This window comes from Paenibacillus sp. FSL F4-0125 (assembly GCF_038008565.1).
Classification (GTDB): domain Bacteria; phylum Bacillota; class Bacilli; order Paenibacillales; family Paenibacillaceae; genus Paenibacillus_AQ.
Map to the genome: position 1 here is coordinate 1,310,852 of NZ_JBBOZJ010000001.1, position 21,889 is coordinate 1,332,740.

29 protein-coding genes and 5 tRNA genes are annotated in these 21,889 nt (G+C 42.9%); 30 read left to right on the forward strand and 4 right to left on the reverse strand.

Going from position 1 to position 21,889, the window contains the following annotated elements:
- Positions 1 to 127: 127 nt before the first annotated feature.
- Entirely contained in the window at positions 128 to 559 is a 432-nt protein-coding gene (locus NST74_RS05750; protein WP_341110903.1) for an Lrp/AsnC family transcriptional regulator, read from the reverse strand.
- A gap of 126 nt (positions 560 to 685) precedes the next feature.
- Here NST74_RS05750 and NST74_RS05755 point away from each other — a divergent pair, with 126 nt between their 5' ends.
- The 18 genes from NST74_RS05755 to NST74_RS05840 all read left to right on the forward strand — a co-directional run bounded on the left by NST74_RS05755 (position 686) and on the right by NST74_RS05840 (position 11,391).
- On the forward strand, positions 686 to 1,438 hold the full coding sequence (locus NST74_RS05755; RefSeq protein ID WP_341110904.1) for an MBL fold metallo-hydrolase: 753 nt from the start codon (positions 686 to 688) through the stop codon (positions 1,436 to 1,438).
- A 152-nt stretch (positions 1,439 to 1,590) separates the two neighbouring features.
- Positions 1,591 to 1,666 (forward strand) — tRNA-Asn (locus NST74_RS05760).
- A gap of 7 nt (positions 1,667 to 1,673) precedes the next feature.
- A tRNA-Ser gene (locus NST74_RS05765) sits at positions 1,674 to 1,762 on the forward strand.
- A 202-nt stretch (positions 1,763 to 1,964) separates the two neighbouring features.
- Complete coding sequence (locus tag NST74_RS05770) at positions 1,965 to 2,411, forward strand: oxidoreductase (protein ID WP_341110905.1); 447 nt, start codon at positions 1,965 to 1,967, stop codon at positions 2,409 to 2,411.
- A gap of 26 nt (positions 2,412 to 2,437) precedes the next feature.
- Positions 2,438 to 2,863, forward strand: a complete 426-nt coding sequence (locus NST74_RS05775; protein WP_341110906.1) for a GNAT family N-acetyltransferase — start codon at positions 2,438 to 2,440, stop codon at positions 2,861 to 2,863.
- Between the two features lie 129 nt (positions 2,864 to 2,992).
- Positions 2,993 to 3,598, forward strand: coding sequence for a class I SAM-dependent methyltransferase (locus tag NST74_RS05780; RefSeq protein ID WP_341110907.1), 606 nt, complete (start codon positions 2,993 to 2,995; stop codon positions 3,596 to 3,598).
- Positions 3,599 to 3,864: 266 nt separating this feature from the next.
- Positions 3,865 to 4,323: a DinB family protein gene (locus NST74_RS05785; RefSeq protein ID WP_341110908.1), complete on the forward strand. Its 459-nt coding sequence runs from the start codon at positions 3,865 to 3,867 to the stop codon at positions 4,321 to 4,323.
- 458 nt (positions 4,324 to 4,781) lie between these two features.
- The gene (locus NST74_RS05790; protein ID WP_445668173.1) at positions 4,782 to 5,609 is read left to right on the forward strand and encodes a branched-chain amino acid ABC transporter permease; all 828 of its coding nucleotides are present in this window, start codon (positions 4,782 to 4,784) and stop codon (positions 5,607 to 5,609) included.
- An 11-nt stretch (positions 5,610 to 5,620) separates the two neighbouring features.
- Positions 5,621 to 6,589 (forward strand): branched-chain amino acid ABC transporter permease, encoded by a 969-nt coding sequence (locus NST74_RS05795; RefSeq protein WP_042124789.1) that lies wholly within the window; start codon positions 5,621 to 5,623, stop codon positions 6,587 to 6,589.
- Entirely contained in the window at positions 6,558 to 7,340 is a 783-nt protein-coding gene (locus NST74_RS05800) for an ABC transporter ATP-binding protein (RefSeq protein ID WP_341110912.1), read from the forward strand. Before NST74_RS05795 ends, NST74_RS05800 begins: the two co-directional genes overlap by 32 nt.
- A 6-nt stretch (positions 7,341 to 7,346) precedes the next feature.
- Complete coding sequence (locus tag NST74_RS05805) at positions 7,347 to 8,048, forward strand: ABC transporter ATP-binding protein (protein WP_076121920.1); 702 nt, start codon at positions 7,347 to 7,349, stop codon at positions 8,046 to 8,048.
- A 71-nt stretch (positions 8,049 to 8,119) separates the two neighbouring features.
- Positions 8,120 to 9,310, forward strand: coding sequence for an ABC transporter substrate-binding protein (locus tag NST74_RS05810; RefSeq protein WP_339289539.1), 1,191 nt, complete (start codon positions 8,120 to 8,122; stop codon positions 9,308 to 9,310).
- A 283-nt stretch (positions 9,311 to 9,593) separates the two neighbouring features.
- Entirely contained in the window at positions 9,594 to 9,914 is a 321-nt protein-coding gene (locus NST74_RS05815) for a hypothetical protein (RefSeq protein WP_341110914.1), read from the forward strand.
- Between the two features lie 146 nt (positions 9,915 to 10,060).
- Positions 10,061 to 10,246 (forward strand): hypothetical protein, encoded by a 186-nt coding sequence (locus NST74_RS05820; protein WP_341110915.1) that lies wholly within the window; start codon positions 10,061 to 10,063, stop codon positions 10,244 to 10,246.
- A 64-nt stretch (positions 10,247 to 10,310) separates the two neighbouring features.
- Complete coding sequence (locus NST74_RS05825) at positions 10,311 to 10,682, forward strand: cation transporter (RefSeq protein WP_341110917.1); 372 nt, start codon at positions 10,311 to 10,313, stop codon at positions 10,680 to 10,682.
- Complete coding sequence (locus NST74_RS05830) at positions 10,652 to 11,146, forward strand: hypothetical protein (protein WP_341110918.1); 495 nt, start codon at positions 10,652 to 10,654, stop codon at positions 11,144 to 11,146. The genes NST74_RS05825 and NST74_RS05830 overlap by 31 nt, the downstream gene beginning before the upstream one ends.
- Before the next feature lie 84 nt (positions 11,147 to 11,230).
- Positions 11,231 to 11,302: transfer RNA gene (locus tag NST74_RS05835), tRNA-Glu, on the forward strand.
- A gap of 6 nt (positions 11,303 to 11,308) precedes the next feature.
- Positions 11,309 to 11,391 (forward strand) — tRNA-Leu (locus NST74_RS05840).
- Positions 11,392 to 11,464: 73 nt separating this feature from the next.
- Here the strand turns inward: NST74_RS05840 and NST74_RS05845 are convergent.
- On the reverse strand, positions 11,465 to 12,088 hold the full coding sequence (locus NST74_RS05845; RefSeq protein WP_341110919.1) for a hypothetical protein: 624 nt from the start codon (positions 12,086 to 12,088) through the stop codon (positions 11,465 to 11,467).
- A gap of 231 nt (positions 12,089 to 12,319) precedes the next feature.
- Here NST74_RS05845 and NST74_RS05850 point away from each other — a divergent pair, with 231 nt between their 5' ends.
- Positions 12,320 to 12,685, forward strand: coding sequence for a helix-turn-helix domain-containing protein (locus NST74_RS05850; protein ID WP_341110921.1), 366 nt, complete (start codon positions 12,320 to 12,322; stop codon positions 12,683 to 12,685).
- A gap of 82 nt (positions 12,686 to 12,767) precedes the next feature.
- Positions 12,768 to 12,850: transfer RNA gene (locus NST74_RS05855), tRNA-Leu, on the forward strand.
- A 73-nt stretch (positions 12,851 to 12,923) separates the two neighbouring features.
- Here NST74_RS05855 and NST74_RS05860 read toward each other — a convergent pair.
- Positions 12,924 to 13,430, reverse strand: a complete 507-nt coding sequence (locus NST74_RS05860) for a GyrI-like domain-containing protein (RefSeq protein WP_341110923.1) — start codon at positions 13,428 to 13,430, stop codon at positions 12,924 to 12,926.
- 175 nt (positions 13,431 to 13,605) lie between these two features.
- A complete protein-coding gene (locus tag NST74_RS05865; protein WP_042124801.1) occupies positions 13,606 to 14,085 on the reverse strand; it encodes a glutathione peroxidase in 480 nt (159 codons plus the stop codon).
- A gap of 339 nt (positions 14,086 to 14,424) precedes the next feature.
- Here NST74_RS05865 and NST74_RS05870 point away from each other — a divergent pair, with 339 nt between their 5' ends.
- From NST74_RS05870 to NST74_RS05915, 10 genes are all read left to right on the forward strand, one after another.
- Positions 14,425 to 14,703, forward strand: a complete 279-nt coding sequence (locus NST74_RS05870) for a hypothetical protein (RefSeq protein WP_042124803.1) — start codon at positions 14,425 to 14,427, stop codon at positions 14,701 to 14,703.
- 95 nt (positions 14,704 to 14,798) lie between these two features.
- Complete coding sequence (locus NST74_RS05875; RefSeq protein ID WP_341110924.1) at positions 14,799 to 15,218, forward strand: thiol-disulfide oxidoreductase DCC family protein; 420 nt, start codon at positions 14,799 to 14,801, stop codon at positions 15,216 to 15,218.
- Positions 15,219 to 15,292: 74 nt separating this feature from the next.
- On the forward strand, positions 15,293 to 16,201 hold the full coding sequence (locus NST74_RS05880) for a copper amine oxidase N-terminal domain-containing protein (protein ID WP_341110925.1): 909 nt from the start codon (positions 15,293 to 15,295) through the stop codon (positions 16,199 to 16,201).
- Positions 16,202 to 16,237: 36 nt separating this feature from the next.
- Positions 16,238 to 16,672 carry a DUF6526 family protein gene (locus tag NST74_RS05885; protein WP_341110926.1) on the forward strand — a complete coding sequence of 145 codons (435 nt, stop codon included), beginning with the start codon at positions 16,238 to 16,240 and terminating at the stop codon, positions 16,670 to 16,672.
- 186 nt (positions 16,673 to 16,858) lie between these two features.
- Positions 16,859 to 18,022: a hypothetical protein gene (locus tag NST74_RS05890; RefSeq protein ID WP_341110927.1), complete on the forward strand. Its 1,164-nt coding sequence runs from the start codon at positions 16,859 to 16,861 to the stop codon at positions 18,020 to 18,022.
- Complete coding sequence (locus NST74_RS05895) at positions 18,015 to 19,256, forward strand: CpaF family protein (RefSeq protein ID WP_341110928.1); 1,242 nt, start codon at positions 18,015 to 18,017, stop codon at positions 19,254 to 19,256. Before NST74_RS05890 ends, NST74_RS05895 begins: the two co-directional genes overlap by 8 nt.
- Positions 19,257 to 19,278: 22 nt before the next feature.
- Complete coding sequence (locus NST74_RS05900; protein ID WP_445668129.1) at positions 19,279 to 20,082, forward strand: type II secretion system F family protein; 804 nt, start codon at positions 19,279 to 19,281, stop codon at positions 20,080 to 20,082.
- Between the two features lie 10 nt (positions 20,083 to 20,092).
- Positions 20,093 to 20,968 (forward strand): type II secretion system F family protein, encoded by an 876-nt coding sequence (locus NST74_RS05905; RefSeq protein WP_445668174.1) that lies wholly within the window; start codon positions 20,093 to 20,095, stop codon positions 20,966 to 20,968.
- Positions 20,969 to 20,981: 13 nt separating this feature from the next.
- A complete protein-coding gene (locus NST74_RS05910; protein ID WP_341110930.1) occupies positions 20,982 to 21,170 on the forward strand; it encodes a Flp1 family type IVb pilin in 189 nt (62 codons plus the stop codon).
- A complete protein-coding gene (locus NST74_RS05915) occupies positions 21,167 to 21,841 on the forward strand; it encodes a TadE family protein (RefSeq protein WP_341110931.1) in 675 nt (224 codons plus the stop codon). The genes NST74_RS05910 and NST74_RS05915 overlap by 4 nt, the downstream gene beginning before the upstream one ends.
- Positions 21,842 to 21,889: the final 48 nt, after the last annotated feature.

Genomic DNA, 21,889 nt, shown 5'->3' on the forward strand with positions numbered 1-21,889 from the left:
AAGCTATAACATTTCATATGTAAAAAGACAGCAGAGCAGCGATTCTCCGATTATTGGAGAATTGTTGCTCTGCGTTTTTGCATATAAAGTCAACTGATCCGATAGCGGCCTCCTACGCGATACAGCCTTATTTCAGCTTTCCCATTGACAGATTGACTCTGTAATTTCCGAACAACAGCAGCTCGTCGAGAAAGTTATTCAATTCCTCTTGGCTTCCCGTACGGACACGTATCCAATAGCAGCCTTCTCCACTGACGCGATGCATTTCTTTAACGCTGTCATGCTGCTTTGCGAATGTCTGAAAGGCTGGATGGACCGTATTCGAACCCAGAAACACAGTAATAAAGGCATGAATAGTCTCCCCAACCTTATCCGGATTCCAGCGAACGGTGTAACCTTCAATGACTCCTGTGTCCTGCATTTTGCGAATACGCGCGCCCACAGCTTGACCTGTCATATGGACTTGCTGCCCAATGTCTCTGTGACTGATCGTGGAATCTTCAATCAGAAGCTGTAGGATGCGAAAATCCACATCATCTATGGAATAAGAACTCGTCATTATTTAAAATCCTTTCTGCGTGAAAGTAGAACAGGCCAATCTCTTTCCGATCTCAATGTATTCTGTGTCAAGGTCCAACTATAATTAATTGTAGCAGAAGAGAGCTGAAAGAAAGAAGGGCTTACGATGAAAATACAGCATATTCGCAACGCGACCCTATGGCTGGAGTATGGTGGAAGTACATTTCTGATCGATCCTATGTTGAGTGAGCAGGGTGTTAATCCTCCCATTTTTAATACGGCAAATGATCGTCGGAATCCGCTTGTTCCTTTGCCGGGAGCCATAGAACAATGGCTGAGTCCTAATGTAATTCTTGTCACACATCTTCATCAGGATCATTGGGATGCCGCTGCCATTTCTTTGTTGCCGCATGATCTACCACTATTATGTCAGGAAGGAGATGGAGATAAATTATCGAAGCAGGGGTTTGAGCATACCACGGAAATTAGAGATTCGCTGACGTTTAATGGAATAACTATAACACGTACTGATGGACGGCATGGCACTGGAGTGACTGGTAAACTTATGGGTAAGGTATCCGGGTTTGTGTTTCAGGCGGAAGGCGAACCTGTTCTATATGTGGCTGGGGATACGATTTGGTGTGATAAGGTGAAAATGGCATTGGACGTTTTTAAACCTGAGGTGACAGTTGTAAATGCTGGTGGTGCGCAGTTTTTAAGCGGATGCCATATCACAATGAATGAGCAGGATGTCGTAGACTTATGCGAATATGCTCCTTCTTCTAAGGTCATCGCTGTACACATGAACGCCATCAACCATTGCCTAGTTACCCGAGATAAGTTAAAAGCTCACTTGGAGAAGGAGGAGCTACAAGATCGAGTACAGGTTCCGGAAGACGGGGAATGGTGTTACGTATAGACTAGAGGGGGATAGCTCCCTCTTAAATCTAGCTAATGGCAGAAATAATGCATGAATTTGAAAACGATCACAAAAATTATTTTATCCGCTTGACTAGACCTTGAAATCATGATAAATTAATTCATGTTCACTTCTAAATTTACTTCTAATGTTCCCTGATAGCTCAGTTGGTAGAGCACTCGACTGTTAATCGAGTTGTCACAGGTTCGAGTCCTGTTCGGGGAGCCATTTTTATGGAGAGATACCCAAGTGGCTATAAGGGGACCCTCTGCTAAGGGGTTAGACTGCGTAAGCGGTGCGTGGGTTCGAATCCCACTCTCTCCGTTCTGAATTACATAAGAAGAGCTTCCATTTTGGGGGCTCTTTTTTTGTTGTGTAAATTGTCTTTTTTCTAAATTATTAGTGATGATGGTGGTCGGATTCTATATTATGGAAGGTGAATAGAGTGGGAAAAGCGAATGTTTACTAATAAGCCTAACGAAGTCGATTACATCAGCTAACACAGTAGTTATACTGCGGAGGGAACATGAAAAATATAAATCAATTACAAACTAAACCTTCAAGTAGATATGATAGTTTTGATCCGGATCAAGAAGGAAATAAAAATACCAAATTTGCTGACATAATAATTGATGATAGGTCTCTTTATCAAATGCTGAAAAGGCATGATATGGTTCCGTCCCTCGGGTGGGGTAGTGAAGAGCATCAAAGGAAAATGATTAACTATTTCTTGTTAAACGAAATGCATGAATATTTCTACTATAGGTACCCAATATTAGTCTGTCCCTGGTGTGGAGATGAAGAATGCGGCTTTATATCCGTATTTATTGAAAAAGAAGAGAATCTTATCATATGGAGAGATTTCAAACTGGAACCCATCAATAAAGCTATTAATGTTGGGCCTTTTTATTTTGAATGGGATGAGTACGAGAAAGTTATAAATGAGACTTTTGGGATTGCGGGGATTCAATGAAAGAGATAAACCATCAGGAGGAACTTATGTCGAATAATTCTAAGATACATCACAGCACAAATGAAGAAACAGATTACGTTAGAAAAAAACTTATTGAATTCAACTCTAAACAAGTACCAAACGGCATCTATGAGGAGGTGAATTTATGCTTGAAGGATGATAAAGGAGATATTGTTGCCGGTATCAACAGTGCGATATGCTGGAATTGGATGGAGATTGGTATTTTGTGGGTGGATGATAACTATCGTAGTCAAGGTTACGGGAAAAGATTATTGGAAGAAGCAGAAAAAGTTGCTAGGGCAAAGAAGTGTACTTTTATCAAATTAGATACATTCAGCTTTCAAGCGCCTGGATTTTATAAGAAGTATGGATATAAAGTGATTGCAACTATTGAAGATGCTCCGCTTGGGAGTAAGCATTTTTACTACAAGAAGGATCTTAGCTATGAGTAAGATGGTTTGAGAAAGGTATTAACGGCGAATGGCGCCTAGAGTTAAGTTCTCCTGTTATCGCCAGCCGGATCCTGTTAAGCCCGAAATCTACATAATCACAAAAAGACAACTCAAAGGAGCGCAACAAACATGGAGCTTTTTAAACAAATACCCTTGTACAGATTTTTGGCATTGTGTAATGAAAGTGGTATGGAAAAAACAATATTAGATTGTGGTGCAGGAGGGGATACTCCTCCACTAAGTTTGTTTGCGAATTATGGATACGCTACATACGGAATAGAGATGAGTGTTGAACAAATGAACAGAGCTAATCAGTTCGCAGCAGAAAGAGGGCAGAATTTAAACATACATCAGGGTGACATGAGAAAGTTGGCATTAAACGATGAGTCGATGAGTTTTGTGTATTCGTATAATTCTATTTTTCATATGAGAAAACAAGATGTGAAAGAAGCAATAAATGAATTGAAACGGCTGCTGAAACCTGGTGGGCTATTGTTCGTTAATTTTTTAACCCTTAAGGATTTTCGAGTCGGTGACGGGGTTGACTTAGGGGAACATCAGTATGAACAAATGGAAGATAATGAATTAGTGATCCACTCTTATTATGATTATCATGAGGCGGATTCTATGTTTGAGGATATGCAATTAATATACAAAGAAGATCGAGTATTGGAAAGAAAGTTTGAAGGCGAATGGATACGACAAGGATTTATTGATTACATATATAAAAAATAAGCTCTTGGAATGACAGCTTCGGTTTTTGTAAAGCGAGTTACTAGTAAGTTGAGTTCTAAAGAGGTTGGAACTATTATCTTAAAGCAAAACGAAATTAACATTACTGTCAGAGATGAACTTGGTCACAGTCTATTAGTGGGCGCAGCTGATAGTGAAGAGATGTTCTTATTGGCAAGGTTGTTACAACATTCTATGACGTCAAATGATGTAATCTTTTTAGAAAGAGTTATTCTGGGATTATGATGATAAAAAAAGGAGATATGTCAATGAATAACAGATCAGACTTGCTAAATCAGTTTAAGGAATGGAATGGATTTGTTCTAGAAATTATTGATTTAGATTGGAAAACACCCATCGCTGAAGGAAAATGGGCAATTCATGATGTTGTTAGTCATATAATGCTATGGGATAAATACTTTTATGAATCGACAATAGAACCGATAGCGTGCGATAAAGCGATAACACTTCAACTTATTGATTTCGATTTATTTAATAATGATGCTGTTACATATGGTAAGACAAAAACTAAAGACGAATTAATAGAGTTGACGATGAAGTATCGTAACTTAATATTAGATTGTATAAGTAGTCTTGAAGAAGGAAAGTACTCGGAAAAATATGTTGACGGAAGGTTTTGTTTTGAGTCATATTTAAAGGATTTTATATCGCATGACCGACATCATATGATGCAGATTAAAGAATTAGAAATAAAAGAGAAAATGTGAACAGCTTATTCTCCTTCCGTTTATCGGTTGGGAATAAGCTTTTTTTGTATGTCATAATGAGATAAATGTTATATTATTTCCCATTGAGTTCAGCATTCGAATAAATATCGAACATGGGTCAATTGGTGCCGAACTTCAAAAATCTCTGCTTTCCTCAGTTTTACTCCCCCATACACATTATTCTGTAGAGTCACTCCTTGGTTAATGATTTTATATGTCATGTAATATAACGTAAATATTGAATTTTTTAGTAAAAAACACAGTTATCATTAATCTAATTGTATTTTTATGTTAATATAAGTGACATAAAATAATGAAAATGAATGTAAGCTTAAGAAAGGTGCTTTTTAAAAAGTGAATATAGGAATAGGGGGACGGCGATGGAGTATTTCATTCAACAATTAATTAACGGGATTTCTGTAGGGAGCATCTATGCTCTGATCGCACTAGGGTACACCATGGTTTACGGGATTATTAAATTGATCAATTTTGCTCATGGTGATGTGTTTATGGTGGGGTCGTTTATCGGATTGTTCAGCGCTAGGTATCTGGCTACGGCAGGGCTGCCTCCAATCCTGGTCTTACTTATTTCATTGGTGATCTCTATGACCATCAGTGCGTTACTGGGGATGTCGATCGAACGGCTAGCCTACAAACCTCTACGAAAAGCCTCGCGGATCGCTGTACTTATTACTGCAATCGGCGTTTCTTTTTTTCTGGAATACACAGGTGTATTTGTTCTCGGGCCTCAGGCTAAAGGCTTTCCAGAGATACTTAATAAGCAGCAATACACCTTGTTTGGTTCTTCGATTCAGGTAGACTCCAACCAAATTATGATCTTGGGAACGACGGTTGTTTTGATGATCATGCTCCAGTATATTGTGCACCGAACCAAGATCGGTAAAGCGATGAGGGCTGTTTCTTTTGATATGGAAGCTGCACGCCTGATGGGAATTAATGTGGATCGGACGATTTCAGCTACTTTTGCTATAGGATCTGCACTTGCGGCAGCGGCGGGCGTTATTTTTGGAATGACTTATAATTCGGTTGACCCGATGATGGGTGTGCTCCCAGGACTCAAAGCTTTCGTGGCTGCTGTGCTTGGTGGTATTGGTAGTATTCCCGGCGCTTTGGTGGGTGGGCTTCTGCTGGGTACAGTTGAGACAGAGGTTTCTTCTCTGGGGTATTCCTCGTGGCGTGATGGTGTGGCCTTTGCTGTACTCATCCTAATCCTTATCTTTAAACCGTCCGGGCTGTTTGGTAAAAATGTCCGTGAGAAAGTGTAGGGAGATGCCGTATGAAGAAGATAAACAAGTCATTTTGGATCGGCATCGTCTTAGCTATTGTCCTATATGTCATCATTCAAGTTCTTCTAACAACGGGAATATTTGATGATGTTATGGAGTCTACGCTAATTCTAATTTGTATAAATGTCATGCTGGCGGTGTCTTTGAATCTGATTAACGGGATAACAGGGCAATTCTCAATCGGGCATGCTGGGTTTATGTCCATTGGTGCATATGTTTCTTCAATTCTAACTTTGAATTTTGACATGCCTTTCGTACTGGCGTTAGTAATCTCTGGTCTGGTGGCTGCATTCTTTGGTGTACTTATTGGGATTCCGACCTTACGGCTGAATGGAGATTATCTGGCGATTGCTACGCTGGGGTTTGGAGAGATTATTCGGATTGTCCTGCTCAATACAGAATATGTGGGCGGAGCTTCAGGTCTAAGCGGGATCCCTAATCAAACAACTTGGACGATTATGTTTCTGTTCACACTGGTCACGGTTGTTGTGATCAATAACTTTATACGTTCCACTCACGGCCGAGCTTGTATAGCGATTCGGGAGAATGAAATTGCTGCTGAAGCGATGGGGATTAATACGACTTTGTACAAAGTCATTGCTTTTTCACTCGGTGCATTATTTGCGGGGATAGCTGGTGGTCTCTCTGCTCATAAGTTCTACGTCATCAATCCTGGTAGCTTTAATTTTCTAAAATCATTCGAAATTCTAGTCATGGTTGTGTTAGGTGGACTAGGAAGTACAAGCGGTGCCATCGTGGGTGCGATTGTACTGACAGTGCTCTTTACGGTGCTTCAGGAGTATCCGGAGCTGCGGATGATTATTTACTCGGCGATTCTAATTCTGATGATGATTTTTCGGCCTAAGGGGCTGCTTGGCAGCACGGGTTTTTCTTTCTTGAAATTGTCTAAAAAGGAGGTCAAGCCAAGTGACAGCATTAACAGCGGAAGTGCTTCTTGATGTTCAACAGGCGAGTCGTGCATTTGGGGGACTTAAGGCGCTGAATGAGGTAACCCTCCACATTAATAAAGGTGAGTTGATTGGACTTATTGGACCTAACGGGGCGGGGAAAACAACTCTTTTTAATCTGCTGACGGGGGTATATCCGCCTTCCAGCGGCAACATTACTCTGAGCAATCAGGCAGTAGGTGGGATGAAGCCTTATCGTATTAATCGAAAAGGGGCTGCGCGGACATTTCAGAATATTCGTCTATTCACCGCTATGACGGTTCTCGATAATGTTAAGATCGCGTTTCACCAGCATGCCAGACATTCAATATTTACCTCTATGCTCCGGTTGCCTAAGCATTTTACTGAGGAGAACAAAATTACACAGAAGGCTATGGACATTCTCAAAATCTTTAATCTTGCTGATCAATGTGATGAATGTGCCGGGAATCTTAGTTACGGAAATCAGCGGCGACTGGAAATTGCGCGTGCGCTTGCAGCGGGGCCTAAGCTTTTGCTATTGGATGAACCTGCGGCAGGGATGAACCCGAACGAAACCAAAGAGCTAATGAATCTGATTGCTTGGATCCGTGAGTCCTTTGATCTGTCGATCTTGCTTATCGAGCATGATATGTCCCTTGTGATGGGAGTGTGTGACCGGATTTATGTGCTGGATCGCGGAAGGCTGATTGCTGAGGGTACACCGCTACAAATACGGAATCATCCAAAAGTTATCGAAGCCTATCTAGGACAGGAGGCGTAGTGGACCATGCTTAGTATACAAGAAATTAATGTGTATTATGGGGCCATTCATGCCTTGAAGGATTTAAGTATGCATGTAAAAGAAGGCGAGATTGTAACTTTAATTGGAGCTAATGGAGCAGGAAAGTCTACATTGCTCAAGACCCTCTCAGGATTGCTGAAACCGAAGACAGGTACTATAGATTTCCTTGGAAAATCGATTGCGAACCAGAGTGTGCAGTCCATCGTAAAACAGGGGCTTATTCATTGTCCGGAAGGCAGGCGTGTATTTGCTAATATGTCGGTGGAAGAAAATCTGGAGTTAGGCGCTTTTTTACAAGATTCGGGCAGCTTAGCTGCTGACTTTGCCAAGGTCTACTCCACCTTCCCGCGTCTTTTAGAGAGGAAAAAACAGCTTGCCGGCACCTTGTCTGGCGGGGAGCAGCAGATGCTCGCTATGGGGCGTGCAATGATGGGGCATCCCAAGCTATTGCTGCTAGACGAACCTTCCATGGGGCTGGCTCCATTGCTCGTTCAGGATATTTTTCGGATCATCCAAGAAGTGAATGCCTCTGGAACGACAGTGCTTCTTGTAGAACAAAATGCGCATCAGGCACTTAAGATTGCTCATCGAGCTTATGTGCTCGAAACAGGCAGAGTGGTGCTTGAGGGAGATGCCAAGGAATTGGCAGACTCGGAAGAGATCAGAATGGCTTATCTGGGACATTAATTCATCGGCTAGTTCACAACAGCATCACAGAAAGAACCTATAAATCATTTATTTTGGGAGGCTGGAAGAGGATGAAGAAAATCGGGGCCATATTGATGACTGTGTTATTGGCTGGTGGATTGCTGGCAGGCTGTGGGAACAAGACCGACGACACTACCGCTGAGGGTGAGAATGCTGGTGGAGGGACCATCAAGATTGGAGCAGACCTAGAGCTTACAGGCGGCCAGGCTTCCTTCGGTGATTCTGCACTTAAAGGGGCAAAGCTGGCGGTAAAAGAAATTAATGATGCTGGTGGAGTGCTCGGCAAAAAACTTGAATTGATTGAAGCGGATAATGCATCTAAGTCGGAAGAGGCGACACGCGCAGCGCAAAAGCTAATTACTACCAATAAAGTTGTAGCTATTATCGGTGCAACTACATCTACGAATACACTAGGGATTGTTCCCGTTGCTCAAGAAAAAGGTATTCCTTTGGTTAGCTCCTCAGCTACCAACCCCAAAGTAACTGTTGATGAACGTACTGGTGACTTGAATGAATGGGTATTCCGCGCCTCTTTTATTGATCCTTTTCAAGGAGAAGTAATGGCGAACTTCGCCAAGGATACACTTAAAGCGAAAACAGCAGTTATTTATACAGATGCTTCTAGTGATTATTCCAAAGGGCTGCAAACCTTTTTTAAAGCTACTTTTACTAAAAATGGCGGCTCTATCTTAAGCGAAGAATCCTATCAACAAAAAGATTCTGATTTTAAAGCCGTGTTAACACGTATTAAAGAAGCTAATCCCGATGTGATTTATCTCCCGGGCTATTATGAAGAGGTCGGCAAAATCGTAAAACAAGCTCGTGAGATGGGCATCACTGTTCCGTTTATGGGCGGGGATGGCTGGGATTCACCACAACTGGCTGAGATTGCCGGCGCTGAGGCGCTCAATAATACGTATATGTCCAATCACTATTCACCTGAAGATAGCTCGCCTGAAGTGAAATCGTTCGTAGATGCCTTCAAGGCTGCAAATGGTGATCTCGTTCCAGATGGGATGGCTGCGCTTGGATATGATGCTGTGAAGCTAGTAGCGGATGCTATTAAACGTGCGGACTCCACGGACCCTGAGAAGCTGAAGGAGGCACTCGCTGGGACGAAGGATTTACAACTGGCCACGGGTAAGATCACAATGAATGAAACGCATGACCCGGTAAAAGCAGCGGTGGTGCTAAAATTTGTAGATGGAGTACAAACCTTCGAAGCGAAGGTTAATCCATAAGTTCAGAGGAAAACAAAAGAGCAAACCCAGATTATCACACTGGGTTTGCTCTTTTTTTATATCTAAATTATTACAATTCTTAACGTTCCGCTTACATTGCCATGACCCTTGCTACTTGGCATCAAGTTAGAATGGGCTCAAGAAGTAAATTGAAGGAGGAAGCTATGAAAATTGAGCTGCACTGTCATACGAGAATGTCGGATGGTTCACTTCATTTTACAGAGCTGCTGGAGCTTGCTGCTGGGTATCATAGCCTGATATCTCAATGCCAGGGATAAATTCGATGCCACGCTCTCTGCACATCTCGTCCATCTATTTTATCGAACAGGATCATGAAGCCATTAATGCTTTATGTAGTCCTCTACTTCTACGGCGTCATGAAGGCTGTTGCTTGGCAACTAAGCGGTTAATCGAAGCTGGTTATAACATTCGCTGGGAGGATGTCCTGAGCTACGCCGAAGGCGGAACGGGAGTATATAAGCAGCATATTATGCATGCGCTAATTGATCAAGGCTATACGGATCGGATCTATGGCGACTTATATAAAAAAAGGCTTTCTCACGAGGGCAGCGAGAGCGACCTGGCATTGCTTATATTCCAATAGAATATGTCGATGCGAAAGAGGCAGTTCGGACCATTATTCTGGCTGGTGGTGTTCCTGTGCTTGCACATCCGGGGTAATACCAGAGCTTTGAGGCTGTAGATGAACTTGTGGAGGTTGGTTTACAAGGCATTGAGGTATGGCATCCATTGCATAGAGAAGAAGATGAGCTTCGGGCACGGGAATTGGCACTTAAATATAATCTGATCATGACCGGAGGTTCAGATTTTCATGGCTTCTATGGTGAAAGTCCTATAACACTTGGCAGTAAAAGTCCTGATGCTGCAGTTGTAGGTGCACTGAAGGAACGTAAGCAATTGCTGCTATGGGGGTGATCAGAATGTCTGAAGAAATGGATATTATGGGCTCTTTTTTTGTTAGTTAGTGGGAGTGAGGAATATGGATCAAAGAAAAATAGAACGTTCAATCAAGTATGCAAAAATATCGTTTTATATGAACATTGTTATGGCCGTTGGAAAAATGATTGTAGGGCTCTATACTGCCTCAATCTTCTTATGTATGTATGCTTTTTACAATGAAGGGTTAGCCTTAGCGAAGGCAACGGCGGTTAAAGGACATCTTAAGGGGAAGCGGCCGCCTGACGAAACACATCCGTATGGGTACGGCAGAGAAGAATATAAGAGCTACTTCAGGGTTGGAGTCATCTTGACTACGTCTAGCATTGTTTTTATCATTTATTGCGTGCGGTTATTTCTGATGGCAGTTCCGCGAGTTATTCGATGCATGTCGCACTTTCGATCGCGATTATGACTTTTGTGGAAATTAGTATGGCGGTGCATGGATCGATTGTTACAATGAGAAAAGGAAAAGCGCCGGCAGTTTCGGCAATTAAGCTATCCAATCTAGCAGCCTCCTTGATATCCCTCGTTCTTACGCAGACCGCTATACTTTCGTTTACACATCAAGGGGATATGTCTTATAATAACGGCTTGGCAGGACTGATCTTCGGTGGGCTTGCTCTACATATACATCGTGTACTGAATGGTAAGCACTATCCTTCTATTAGGAGAAAGCTATCCAAGACTGTAATATCTTGTGGCGCAAATCTTTCTATTGAACCTGTCCCTCATGAGGACCATGGCTCCAGAAGAAAGCTTCTTTATGTCTATGAAATACACAGCGATTCAAGGGAACAACATGAGTGGGTCAAGGTCAGAATTAGAGCTGATTGGGATATAGAGATGATTGAAGTATCTAAGAATGCTATGGCCTGAAAAATGGATGAAAAAAAGTGCTTGCCATGTCTTTATATTTCTGGTATCATAATTTTTGTTGTCACGTTAAGACAATCTTGCTAAGGCCCGTTGGTCAAGGGGTTAAGACACCTCCCTTTCACGGAGGTAACATGGGTTCGAATCCCATACGGGTCATATTATGCGGTAGTGGTGGAATGGCAGACACGCTATCTTGAGGGGGTAGTGGGTGTATACCCGTGGAGGTTCGAGTCCTCTCTACCGCATACAAATAAAAGTAAGAAATCCTTTGCTTCGCAGAGGTTTTCTTACTTTTTTTTATAAGATTAGATAAACTGATTAGTTCTTAAAGGCTCTGGCATATTGGGGATAAAGCTGTCTGACACAGTCTGGGCAGATATCATGGGTGAATTGTAGAGCAAGCTGTTGCTTTAAAAAATGTTCAATAGTGATCCATTCATCCTTAGAATTTCGAATAGATTTGCAGGAAGCGCAGATAGGGATTAACTCTTGTGTTGGCTGACATGTCGAACAGAGGCTTGTGATCCCCGACATCTTAGTTCCTTTTATAAATACACCCAAATCATATAGAGAAATTATAAAAGCAGCTTCTAGGTAATAATCTGAGAGCAGCGGATAGATTTCCAAACGAAAGATTCGCGTCCCTTTATAGGCGGTTTGTATGATGAACTCAGAGGTATAAATCTGATGTTCTCTGCGGAGTATAATTTTCACCGAATCATAAAGCTTGGCCCATTGATCGGAATCGAAGATCACATCTTGCAGAAGCTCTGAATAATAAGCTCCAATCCATTGTTTGTGAGGGGAGAGGCCATATTCATGACTAAATGCCTTCCACTTCCTGTTGGTGAACTGGATAACTCCTTGGCTGTTGATGACCACTGCATTGTGCGGTAGATATTCAAGTGAATGGATAATGGAAGATGATAAGCACTTTAACAAAAGTCACCGCTCCCTCCTAGAGATCCTTCAGGATGATAAGCTAATAAAGGGGGTCAGACGGCATTACATCAGACACTTGTCACCTGAGTCGCCTCTTATCGTCACTCTAGCCATATGATATAATCGGATAATACATAGTAACACCAATTGTATACTTTTTTGCGTTATTTTGCAATAGGTAATTACTTAAATAAGTCTTTTTTTTATTTTTTTGTGAAGGGCGGTTTACGGATGCAGACCATATACGAACGTATAGAGTACTTAATTAAGCAAAAAGGTCTCACCAAGAAATCATTCTGCGAGCAGTTAAATATAAGCACAGGTAATATGGGCGATTGGAAGCGGGGGAAGTCTACTCCGGGAACACATAAATTGATTGAGATCGGTGCTTTTTTTCATGTGAGTCTGGATTGGCTTATCTTAGGCAGAAACACACCTGAGATATTGAAAGAGAGCAGTGCGACCTATGATTTCGAAGAAGTGAAGACAAGTGAAGGTCGAGTGGATGAATTGCTTCCAGAAGAAAAGGAATTCATTAAAGAATACATAGCTTTTGCTGAGTATCGCAAGCAGAAATTGGTAGATGAAAATTCTTGAATCAACGCCTTTACATTTTGGAGAAGTACATTTATAATAATGAATGTTGACCTCAAACAAAGTTCTATGTTTAACACACCGCGCGGTAGTGGTGGAATGGCAGACACGCTATCTTGAGGGGGTAGTGGGTGTATACCCGTGGAGGTTCGAGTCCTCTCTACCGCATACAGATTGACGAAAGAAGCCTTGCGACGCAAGGCTTCTTTTTTTTGTGCTTAATCAAGCATTAGGGAAAGACCTACTTTTTCTTAATAGGGACGAATAAATGGGCTTCGAATCGTTCATCATCTGGTCCGGAATTTTCTGTATATTGAATGAAAAAGACACCATCCGGATTGAATATATATTCGGAATGCGGCAGCCATTCATTATGTATGTGATTCCAAGTGTTCTGAAAAGCCGAGTGAGGCACCCCGTTTGCTGTAAATATGGCATAGGCTGATGCAGGGAAGGTCTTCTGCACAAGCCCTGCTGGAATGAAGTCTAGCTGCTTTACTTCGACCGCAAGGAAGAACTCATGATCCCAAGCAGCTTGTTCCCACAATCGGGGGACAGATGTACGATTCTGAAATAGACCCAGATAACAACCGCTGTCTTGAACTTTTGAGGGGATGGAGTCAAATTTCGCATCAATATCTAGCTCACCAAAAACAAATTCCCAAAGATTCGGATAAGGCTCTCCAGAGGCATTAACATTTGTCCAACCGATAACCTGTAGTTCTGGCAAATCACGCAGTTTAACCATTGCTTGACCCTCCCAGTAATTTTCTTCATCAATATTATAAATTATTCCAAAGGGGTTAGGAGGGGGATTTATCACGATATCATGTTTAAAGACAAAAAAGGATACTGACCGCATATCAGCTAGTGGACTGAGTGATGTGGCCGGTATCCTTTTTCGGAATTTTTTCTTAAACGGATTATTTCAAAAGCTTGGAGATATAAGATTCGATCTGCTGAGGAGTAGTTTTAGGAGCAAAACGCTTAAGGACACGGCCTTCTTGATCCACCAGGAATTTCGTGAAGTTCCATTTCACGCTTTTTGAGCCTAGAACACCAGGTGCTTCCTTAGATAAGTATTTGAATAAGGGATGTGCTTCGTCGCCTTTTACATCAATCTTCTCGAACATGGGGAAGGTTACTCCATAATTAATCTCGCAGTATTCTGCAATTTCATCACTTTCACCAGGCTCTTGGCCGGCAAACTGATTGCTTGGGAAACCTAACACTTCGAATCCGCGATCCTTAAATTTCTCGTACACTTCCTGAAGCCCTTTATACTGAGGCGTAAATCCACATTTGCTAGCTGTATTCACAACAAGGAGCACTTTGCCTTTGTACTTGGACAATGATTCTTCTGCACCCCGAAGAGTGTTGACCTCAAAATCATAAATACTCATGGATGCCACCTCCTTTGTAATCCCTAATTTTGATTTATCGCAATTTAATTGTACACCATTTATAATGGGGAGCCAAATAAGAAAATTCTATGAACTATTAACGCCCATTCGGTTTATCAAATCACAGCAAAATTAATGATCATAAATTAAATGTATCTGTATATATTTTATGGAAATAATGACTGAATAAAGGCGTTGATCATAAAAGAGTAATAAATAGCCTTCGTGTTAGGCGTCTTTGGTTGACATCACCCTTAAAATTCTTTAATATGTCTAAGTATCTGAGAATATGTTGCGTGTGCAATTTACAACCAAAAATTTAAATAATGGGTGATGAAGATGTCTTACAGACCGAATATTACGAATGTGACCAAAGCCAGCAGCAACGATAAGGAAGGATTGTACGAGTTCATTATCAAGCTTGCTGATGGAACGGAGTGCCGTGCGTTTTATAATCGGTTTCCGGAATGGAAAATGACGAACATCAGCCGCCTGCTTAAAACTCCATGTCCAATTTGCCGCAAAGATTTCATCTGTAAATGCATGGAGGCATTCACTGCTGATTTCGAAGGACAAATGATCGGCGATCAATGGATTGAAAAGGCAATTGCTGAATAATTAAAGAACGGTACATGTTGGCGCGGGATTTCTATCCCGCGTTTTTGTTTACCCAAAATATGCGATACACTTATCTTTATCAGGGAGGGGGAGCAATGAACGAGGAGCTGAACATTATGCAAAATAAATCCATTGTGCTGATCGATGGGGTGTGTCATCTTTGCCAAGGTTTGATTCGTTTCATCATCCCGCGTGATCCCAAGGCTAAATTTCTATTTGCGCCTTTACAAAGTGAAATTGCTGCTAAGCTAATGAGTGAGGCTGGACTTCAACCTGGGCAGTTGAACACTGTTGTATTGCTGGAGAACGGTGTGTGTTATACAGAGTCGGCTGCTGTACTGCGGATTGCGCGTAGATTGAGATGGCCTTGGCCTGCTGCGTATTTCTTCATTATATTGCCGCGCCCAATACGGAATATCCTTTACCGCTATGTTGCAAGGAATCGTTACCGTTGGTTCGGGCGCGATGAGCAGTGTCTGCTCCCAACACCGGAGATCAAACAAAGATTTTTGTAATCCGAGATTTGGCTAGATGTTATAATGTAACCATAATTTGGTATGGTTAAAGACGTTTAGCGAGGGGTGAAGGGATGCTGCGAAAGGCAGGGCTTTATCTATTAATAGTTATGTTAGTTTCTTTAGGTACGATGGGAACGGTATCCGCAGAGGCTAAGCTCAAGGTAATGGTGAATAATTCGAGCGTGAATTACGGTGTGCATATCGTTTCTGGACAGACGATGGTTCCGCTGAAGGCTTTTGAGAGCTTCAAGAATACTTCTATTCAGTGGGAAGCCCGTACAAAGCAAGTAACGATCATCAGAGACTCTATGAAGATTAAGCTTACAGTAGGTTCTCGAACAGCATGGAAGAGCTCGGAATCTGTACAACTGGATGCACCTGCTAGAATCATGGATGGAAGAGTTACAGTACCGCTAAGGTTTATTGCAGAAGCTCTTGGGGCTAGAGTAACTCTGGACGCTAGTACGAATACTGTCCGGGTTCAGGAACGTGCAAATGCAAAGCTTGTGCAGAATTATAATAGTAACGATTTGGTTGTTTCCCGCATTGCTGCCTTACAATTTCCGTTTGAAGAAAGAGAGCCGTCTCAATTAACGGGTGATAATGAAGTGTTGTCTATGTCGTATTATTTTCCAGAAGGCAGGTCTGATGGATATTTCATAGTCTATGGGCATTTTGTATCGTATTATGAGATTAAAGACAACATTAGAACAGTCGTATGGGAAGCAGATTTGGACGATTCGAAAGAGGCTGATAAACAAGATTTTACCGTGATATTTGGACATCCTATTGCAAAGGAATATGGTAAAGCCCCTGTTTTAGCACCATCCTATGCCTATTATTATACGAGTGTATGGGGAAGTCAGATTATTTGCGGAATCGTTAATGTGGATGGAACGACTAAAGTTTCAGGGAAGTCGCTGAACTGGGAGAATAACAAGCCCTTTGTCGTTGCTATCCCCGGCGAGACCAAGCTTTAAGCACTCTACAAGTCATATAGAATATGGAGATGAATTATGAATAAAGGGAAGCCTAAAGGATTTATGCGTTTTGATTGGCCTTTTCATTTTGTGACGATGCCGCTTGCGCTAATTTTGTTTGTGTGGTCGGCAATTTATACTGTTCAAGAGATACGTGATGATGGGGTTTTAACGGTGCCATTGCTGTTATTTGGCTTGTCCTTATGCCTACTATTTGCGATTACGAGAATTCGTATATATGCGACAAAAAATCAGGACCGCGTGGTGAGAGTGGAAGAGCAGTTCCGCTATTTCCGTCTGACAGGCGAAGCTTTGAGCCCAGAGCTTGAATTAGCCCAAATTATAGCGCTACGTTATGCGGGTGATGATGAGTTTCCAGCACTGTGTCAGCGGGCGGTGAAGGAGAAGCTCAACCCTGCCGATATTCGCTCTGCGATTAAGAACTGGCGCGAAGATAAGATGAGAGTATAGTATCCAGCTAGTGTGCGAAAAAACTTATTGCTGCCTTCATATATATATGCTACTATAGCTGTAAATTAAAGGAATAGCGACGGAAGCACCGTTCAATTACCGTATCCACGGTTATTGTCGGTGCTTTTTTTGCTGTCTTTTTTGAGGAAATAATGGATTTCCTTTTATCGAAAGGAGCGTGGTTTCATGGCGGCAAGGATTGTGCTCGCAGTGCGTGAAAGTCAATATATCGAACCTCTATTACATTATCTTCATCACAGCGAGTACGGAGAAATGCTGCGTATTACGGCTTTTAGCCGAAAGGATGCTTTTATCGATTTTATGAGGGGAGAGGACATACCGGATGCTGTTGTGGGGGACTCTTCTTTCATCGAGGCTTGGCTGATAGAGGGAAAAAACGTGGTTCCATGGGCGGTCCTGAGTGAGGATGGAGGTTATCTTGGTAAGAGTGCTAAAAGTCTAGCAGGAGGGGTGATGATTGCCAAATATCAGGCATTGCCTTCCCTTTTGGGGGCTTTCCTTCAGTTATGTGAAGTCCAAAGAGGTAGAGGATCTTCCGTGCTAGATGAAACGCTGTTACTTGGGGTCGTCTCTTCTAGCGGTAACATGGGCAAAACCACAATAGCTTTGAATATGGCTAAGCAGCTTGGTGAGATGGGTCTTTCCGTGTTTTATCTAAACCTTGAAAGTGTAGACAGCAGTGGGTTGTTTCTTCGAATTCCTGCAGGTCATACGCCTGGGCTAGAGCGATTGCTTTATGAAATAAAGGCCAGCCGAGACAAGGGTGAAGCGGATACGATCGAACTAGGACAATACTTCATTAGATATGATCACCTCCGAACGGCTGCTTTTAGGCCAGTTATTAATGTGAAGGAAATGCTTCAGATGACTATGGAAGATACATTGGATTTGTTAGAGCGTCTAGTTGCTGAGAGAAACTTTGATGTTGTTATTGTGGATACCGGCAGCATAGAGGAAGAACGAGCAAAAGCTGTGTTACAAAGAAGCAGGATCCTACTGTGGGTCCTGAAAAATGATGATGTAAGCATGTATAAGACTATGAGGTGGTTATCGCATTGCAACACCCCTAACTCTGGTATGTCACCCCATGTGATGGACAAGAGTAGATTTGTAGTAAATTTTGCGGGAGATCGTATGGAAGAGTGGGTGCCTCCTGAAGGAATTAGCATTGAAGGGGTATGCCCCTTTATCCAATCATGGACGATGCAACACCGTGAGGAGCTCTTTTTGAACTCACCGCTATTTCAGCGGGAAATCTTGCAGTTGTGTAAGCGGATTGTAGAGCCAGCACTCCCATTAGTTTTTACCGGGAAGAACTTGCATGAATGAGGAGATGTTCAGGGCGCTGCGTAGTGAGATTCGTGCAGGACTTGATGTAACTTCTGCAGTAGGAAACCGTGAACTCACCGGTTATATCGAACGAACGATTCTAGAAAGTGAAAGTCTACGTTATTTAACGGCGCATGAGAAGCATGAGTTAGTGAAGAGATTGTTTGATTCTTTCCGAGGATTGGATGTGCTTCAGCCATTAGTCGATAACCCGGCGATCACGGAGATTATGATCAACAGTCATACTGAGATTTTTATAGAAGAGGAGGGTCAGATTCGTCGTCTTCCTTTGGAATTTGAGTCCAGTAGCAGGCTGGAGGACATTATCCAAACGGTAGTCTCCGGTGTTAACAGGGTCGTTAATGACTCCTCTCCTATCGTTGATGCTCGGCTTAAGGATGGATCCCGTGTGAACATTGTACTTCCGCCAGTCTCGCTGAAAGGACCGGCGATGACTATTCGTAAATTCCCAGAGATGCCGATGACGATGAATGAATTGGTGGGGCGTGAAGCCTTAAGCCAGGAAGCAGCAGAGCTTCTGCAAATCTTAGTAGCTGCTAAATACAATATTTTTATCAGTGGGGGAACGGGCTCAGGGAAGACCACTTTTCTAAACGCGTTATCTCAGTTTATCCCTTCACAGGAGAGGGTCATTACGATAGAGGATTCCGCTGAGCTACAGATTGTAACTGTACCTAATCTTGTATCCTTGGAGACTAGGAACGCGAATACAGAAGGTAGAGGAGAGATCTCCATTCGGGATTTGATCAGATCTTCGTTGCGGATGAGGCCTAATCGAATTGTTGTGGGTGAGGTGCGGGGGGCGGAATGTCTCGATATGCTGCAGGCGATGAACACTGGACACGATGGAAGCTTGTCCTCAGGACATAGTAACAGCGCGCACGATATGGTCAGTCGACTGGAGACGATGGTGCTAAGTGCTGCGGATCTGCCGGTAACGGTTGTACGTCAGCAGATCTCATCGGCGATTGATATTTTCGTGCATTTGTCCAGGCTCCGTGATCGCACTAGGCGAGTGATGGAGATTAGTGAGGTTGGGGGCATAAAAGATGGAGAAGTGGTCTTGAACCCTCTATATGAATTTCAAGAGTCCGGTGAGCGAGAGGGACGGGTACAAGGGGGGCTAGTTTCTAGTGGAAACCCGCTTATGCATACAGCAAAGCTTAGAATGGCTGGTGTAACCTCCTACCCGTTATCACAGCATGGATTCTGAATTCTAAAAGGGGGAAGAGGTTGTGCTTAAGATTAAGTTTGCTTCTGAAAAGCCTAGGGAAGCTGATTCCGGAGGCCATTCATTATTGCCGGATTATACGGTTTACGAGTTGACTTTGATACAGAAAATTCTGGCAATCGCAGTAGGCAGTTTGCTGCTGTTTGGAGTGGGATATCTTTTTTATCATCATTGGATACTGTCTTTACTACTTATGCCAGGTGGGGTGTATGCACCTCGTATACTGCGTAATTATTTGCTGAAAAGACGCCGGAGTATGCTTAATTTACAGTTTAAACAGACGTTATTTTCATTGTCTTCCTCGCTCTCAGCAGGGCGCTCGGTCGAGAATGCTTTCCGGGAAGCGGTGCAGGATCTACGTATGCTCGACCCGGAGGGAGGCGGCGATATGATCTCGGAGCTAAATATTATCTGTACGCGCATGGAATACGGTCAGCCAGTGGAAGAAGCACTACGGGATTTCAGTGAAAGAGCTGGAATGGAAGATATCGAGCGATTTGCTGACGTGTTCTCTGTATGTAAACGTACTGGTGGTGATCTTGTAGAAGTAGTACGCCGTACATCTACGATCATCGGAGAGAAGCTAGATATTCAGCAGGATATTGCTGTAAGCATTGCACAGAAGAAGTTCGAGGCTAAAGCACTGCTGATATCCCCACTGATCATGGTGATCTTTATGAGTTTAACTGCAGGAGACTATATGAAGCCTATGTATACGGGAGCGGGTATAGCCATATCGACACTAGCGCTTATTGCGTTGTTCTTATGTTATCTCTGGACTACTAAAATAATGGACATTCCGCTGTGAAGGGGATGAAATCATGCGATGGCTATGTGCAGTAGTCACTATATTTTTACTTGTTGTCTGGGCTCTGTTACGAATTAAATGCGGAAAAAGATATGCCGGGTTAAGGGGGCTTCCAATGGACGGTTTACGACTTCGGAAGCTGGGTGAACCGCTGCTGCTGCTCATTGAGAAGAGTGGCACCTCCAGCCGTTTTCCATCGTTGATGTTCAGGATTCAACGTTCCCTGCAGCGAAGTTATGGGATGCGTTACAGTGCAGAACGGACCTTGCTGTTCATGGGTGAGATGCTTAGCTACAGTTGGTTGTTGCTTGTGGGTGGAAGCTTGATCACAGGGTTTAGCGGCGATCAGACGGGTTTGATTCTAGGTTTTTTCTTGGCGGTAGCTCTACCGGCTGCTATGGTCAGTGATTTACATAAAAAGGTGAGGGTGCGGGAGCAAAATATTATGCTCGAGCTACCAGAGCTTCTGAACAGTATTGTATTGCTGGTAGGAGCAGGTGAGACTGTGCAGCGGGCGATTATCCGCTGTGTAGAGAGCCACCGAGGTGATGTTAATCATCCACTGTATAAGGAGCTTAGGATTATGACCAGTGAATGGGAAGGAGGGTATTCTTTTCAGCAGGCATTCGAGAATTTTAGTAAGAGATGCGCAGTGCAGGAGGTATCCTTGTTCACGACGACGGTTCTTCTGAATTACCGCAGGGGTGGAGCGGATTTTGTGTTATCGCTGCGCGACCTATCGCGAATGCTGTGGGATAAACGGAAAGCTATCAGTCGAACGCGAGGGGAGCAGGCTTCCTCTAAGCTAGTCTTTCCGATGGTAGTTATCTTTTTAATAGTAATTGTACTGGTGGGAACACCAGCATTCATGATGTTAAAAATGTAGGAGGATGAAACGAATGATGACAACAATGGTGAGTAGTGCAAAGAGCTTTTGGAAGAACGAGGAAGGTCTGGGGACGCTGGAGATGATTCTGATCATTGCTGTGTTGATTGCGGTTGTTTTGGTATTTCGTGAGGAGATTGTAAAAGTAGTTAAAGATCTGATTAGCACTGCGGGTGAAAAGAGCCAGGACGTATTCGAGTGAGCAAGTTTAAAGAAGATCAAGGTAGCTTTACTATTGAAGCCTCACTTTTGCTGCCATTGGTCATGTGTATTATGATGCTTCTATTGTTCTTCTGCTTGTATAGCTACCAGAAATCCATGCTGATACAAGTGGCCTCAGGAGCCACAGAGCGTGCGGCTTACAATTGGGGTAACAGTCATAAAGAGGTTTCAGGATCCTACGCTGTTGGAGAATATGACTCCCTCTATTGGAGGATTGGTGACGACGCGTTGCTATCTTCATTATTCGGCGGAGAAGCTGGAAGCGGCGGTGTAACCATAGAGTTACCTGGTGAAGTGTCAGATGAAAGTGATCTGCCCGTACTTAAACTCAGGCATTCCTCCACTATGGTTCCGAATAATATGCCGGGAAATATGAACTATGTATACAGCCTTACCGGACGGAAAGTAAGCGCTGAGTTAAATCGACTACTGAACCTACCCGTACTTGATGAGATTCTTTCTGATGAGGCAAAACCAAATGTGAAAGCTCAATCTATCATCGCTGAACCTGTTGAGTTTATTCGTACAGTCGATTTGATGCGATACTTCGGGGCAAAGTTCAAGGGAGGATCAGAGGGGAGTGGTGGATCTGGAGTCCATATGGAGAAGAAGGATGCATCTACAATGATGACCAAGCTTCAGGATAAGTGATATTTCTTTGCCCGTGGATCTAATATTCGTTGAAAGCAGGGATAAGGA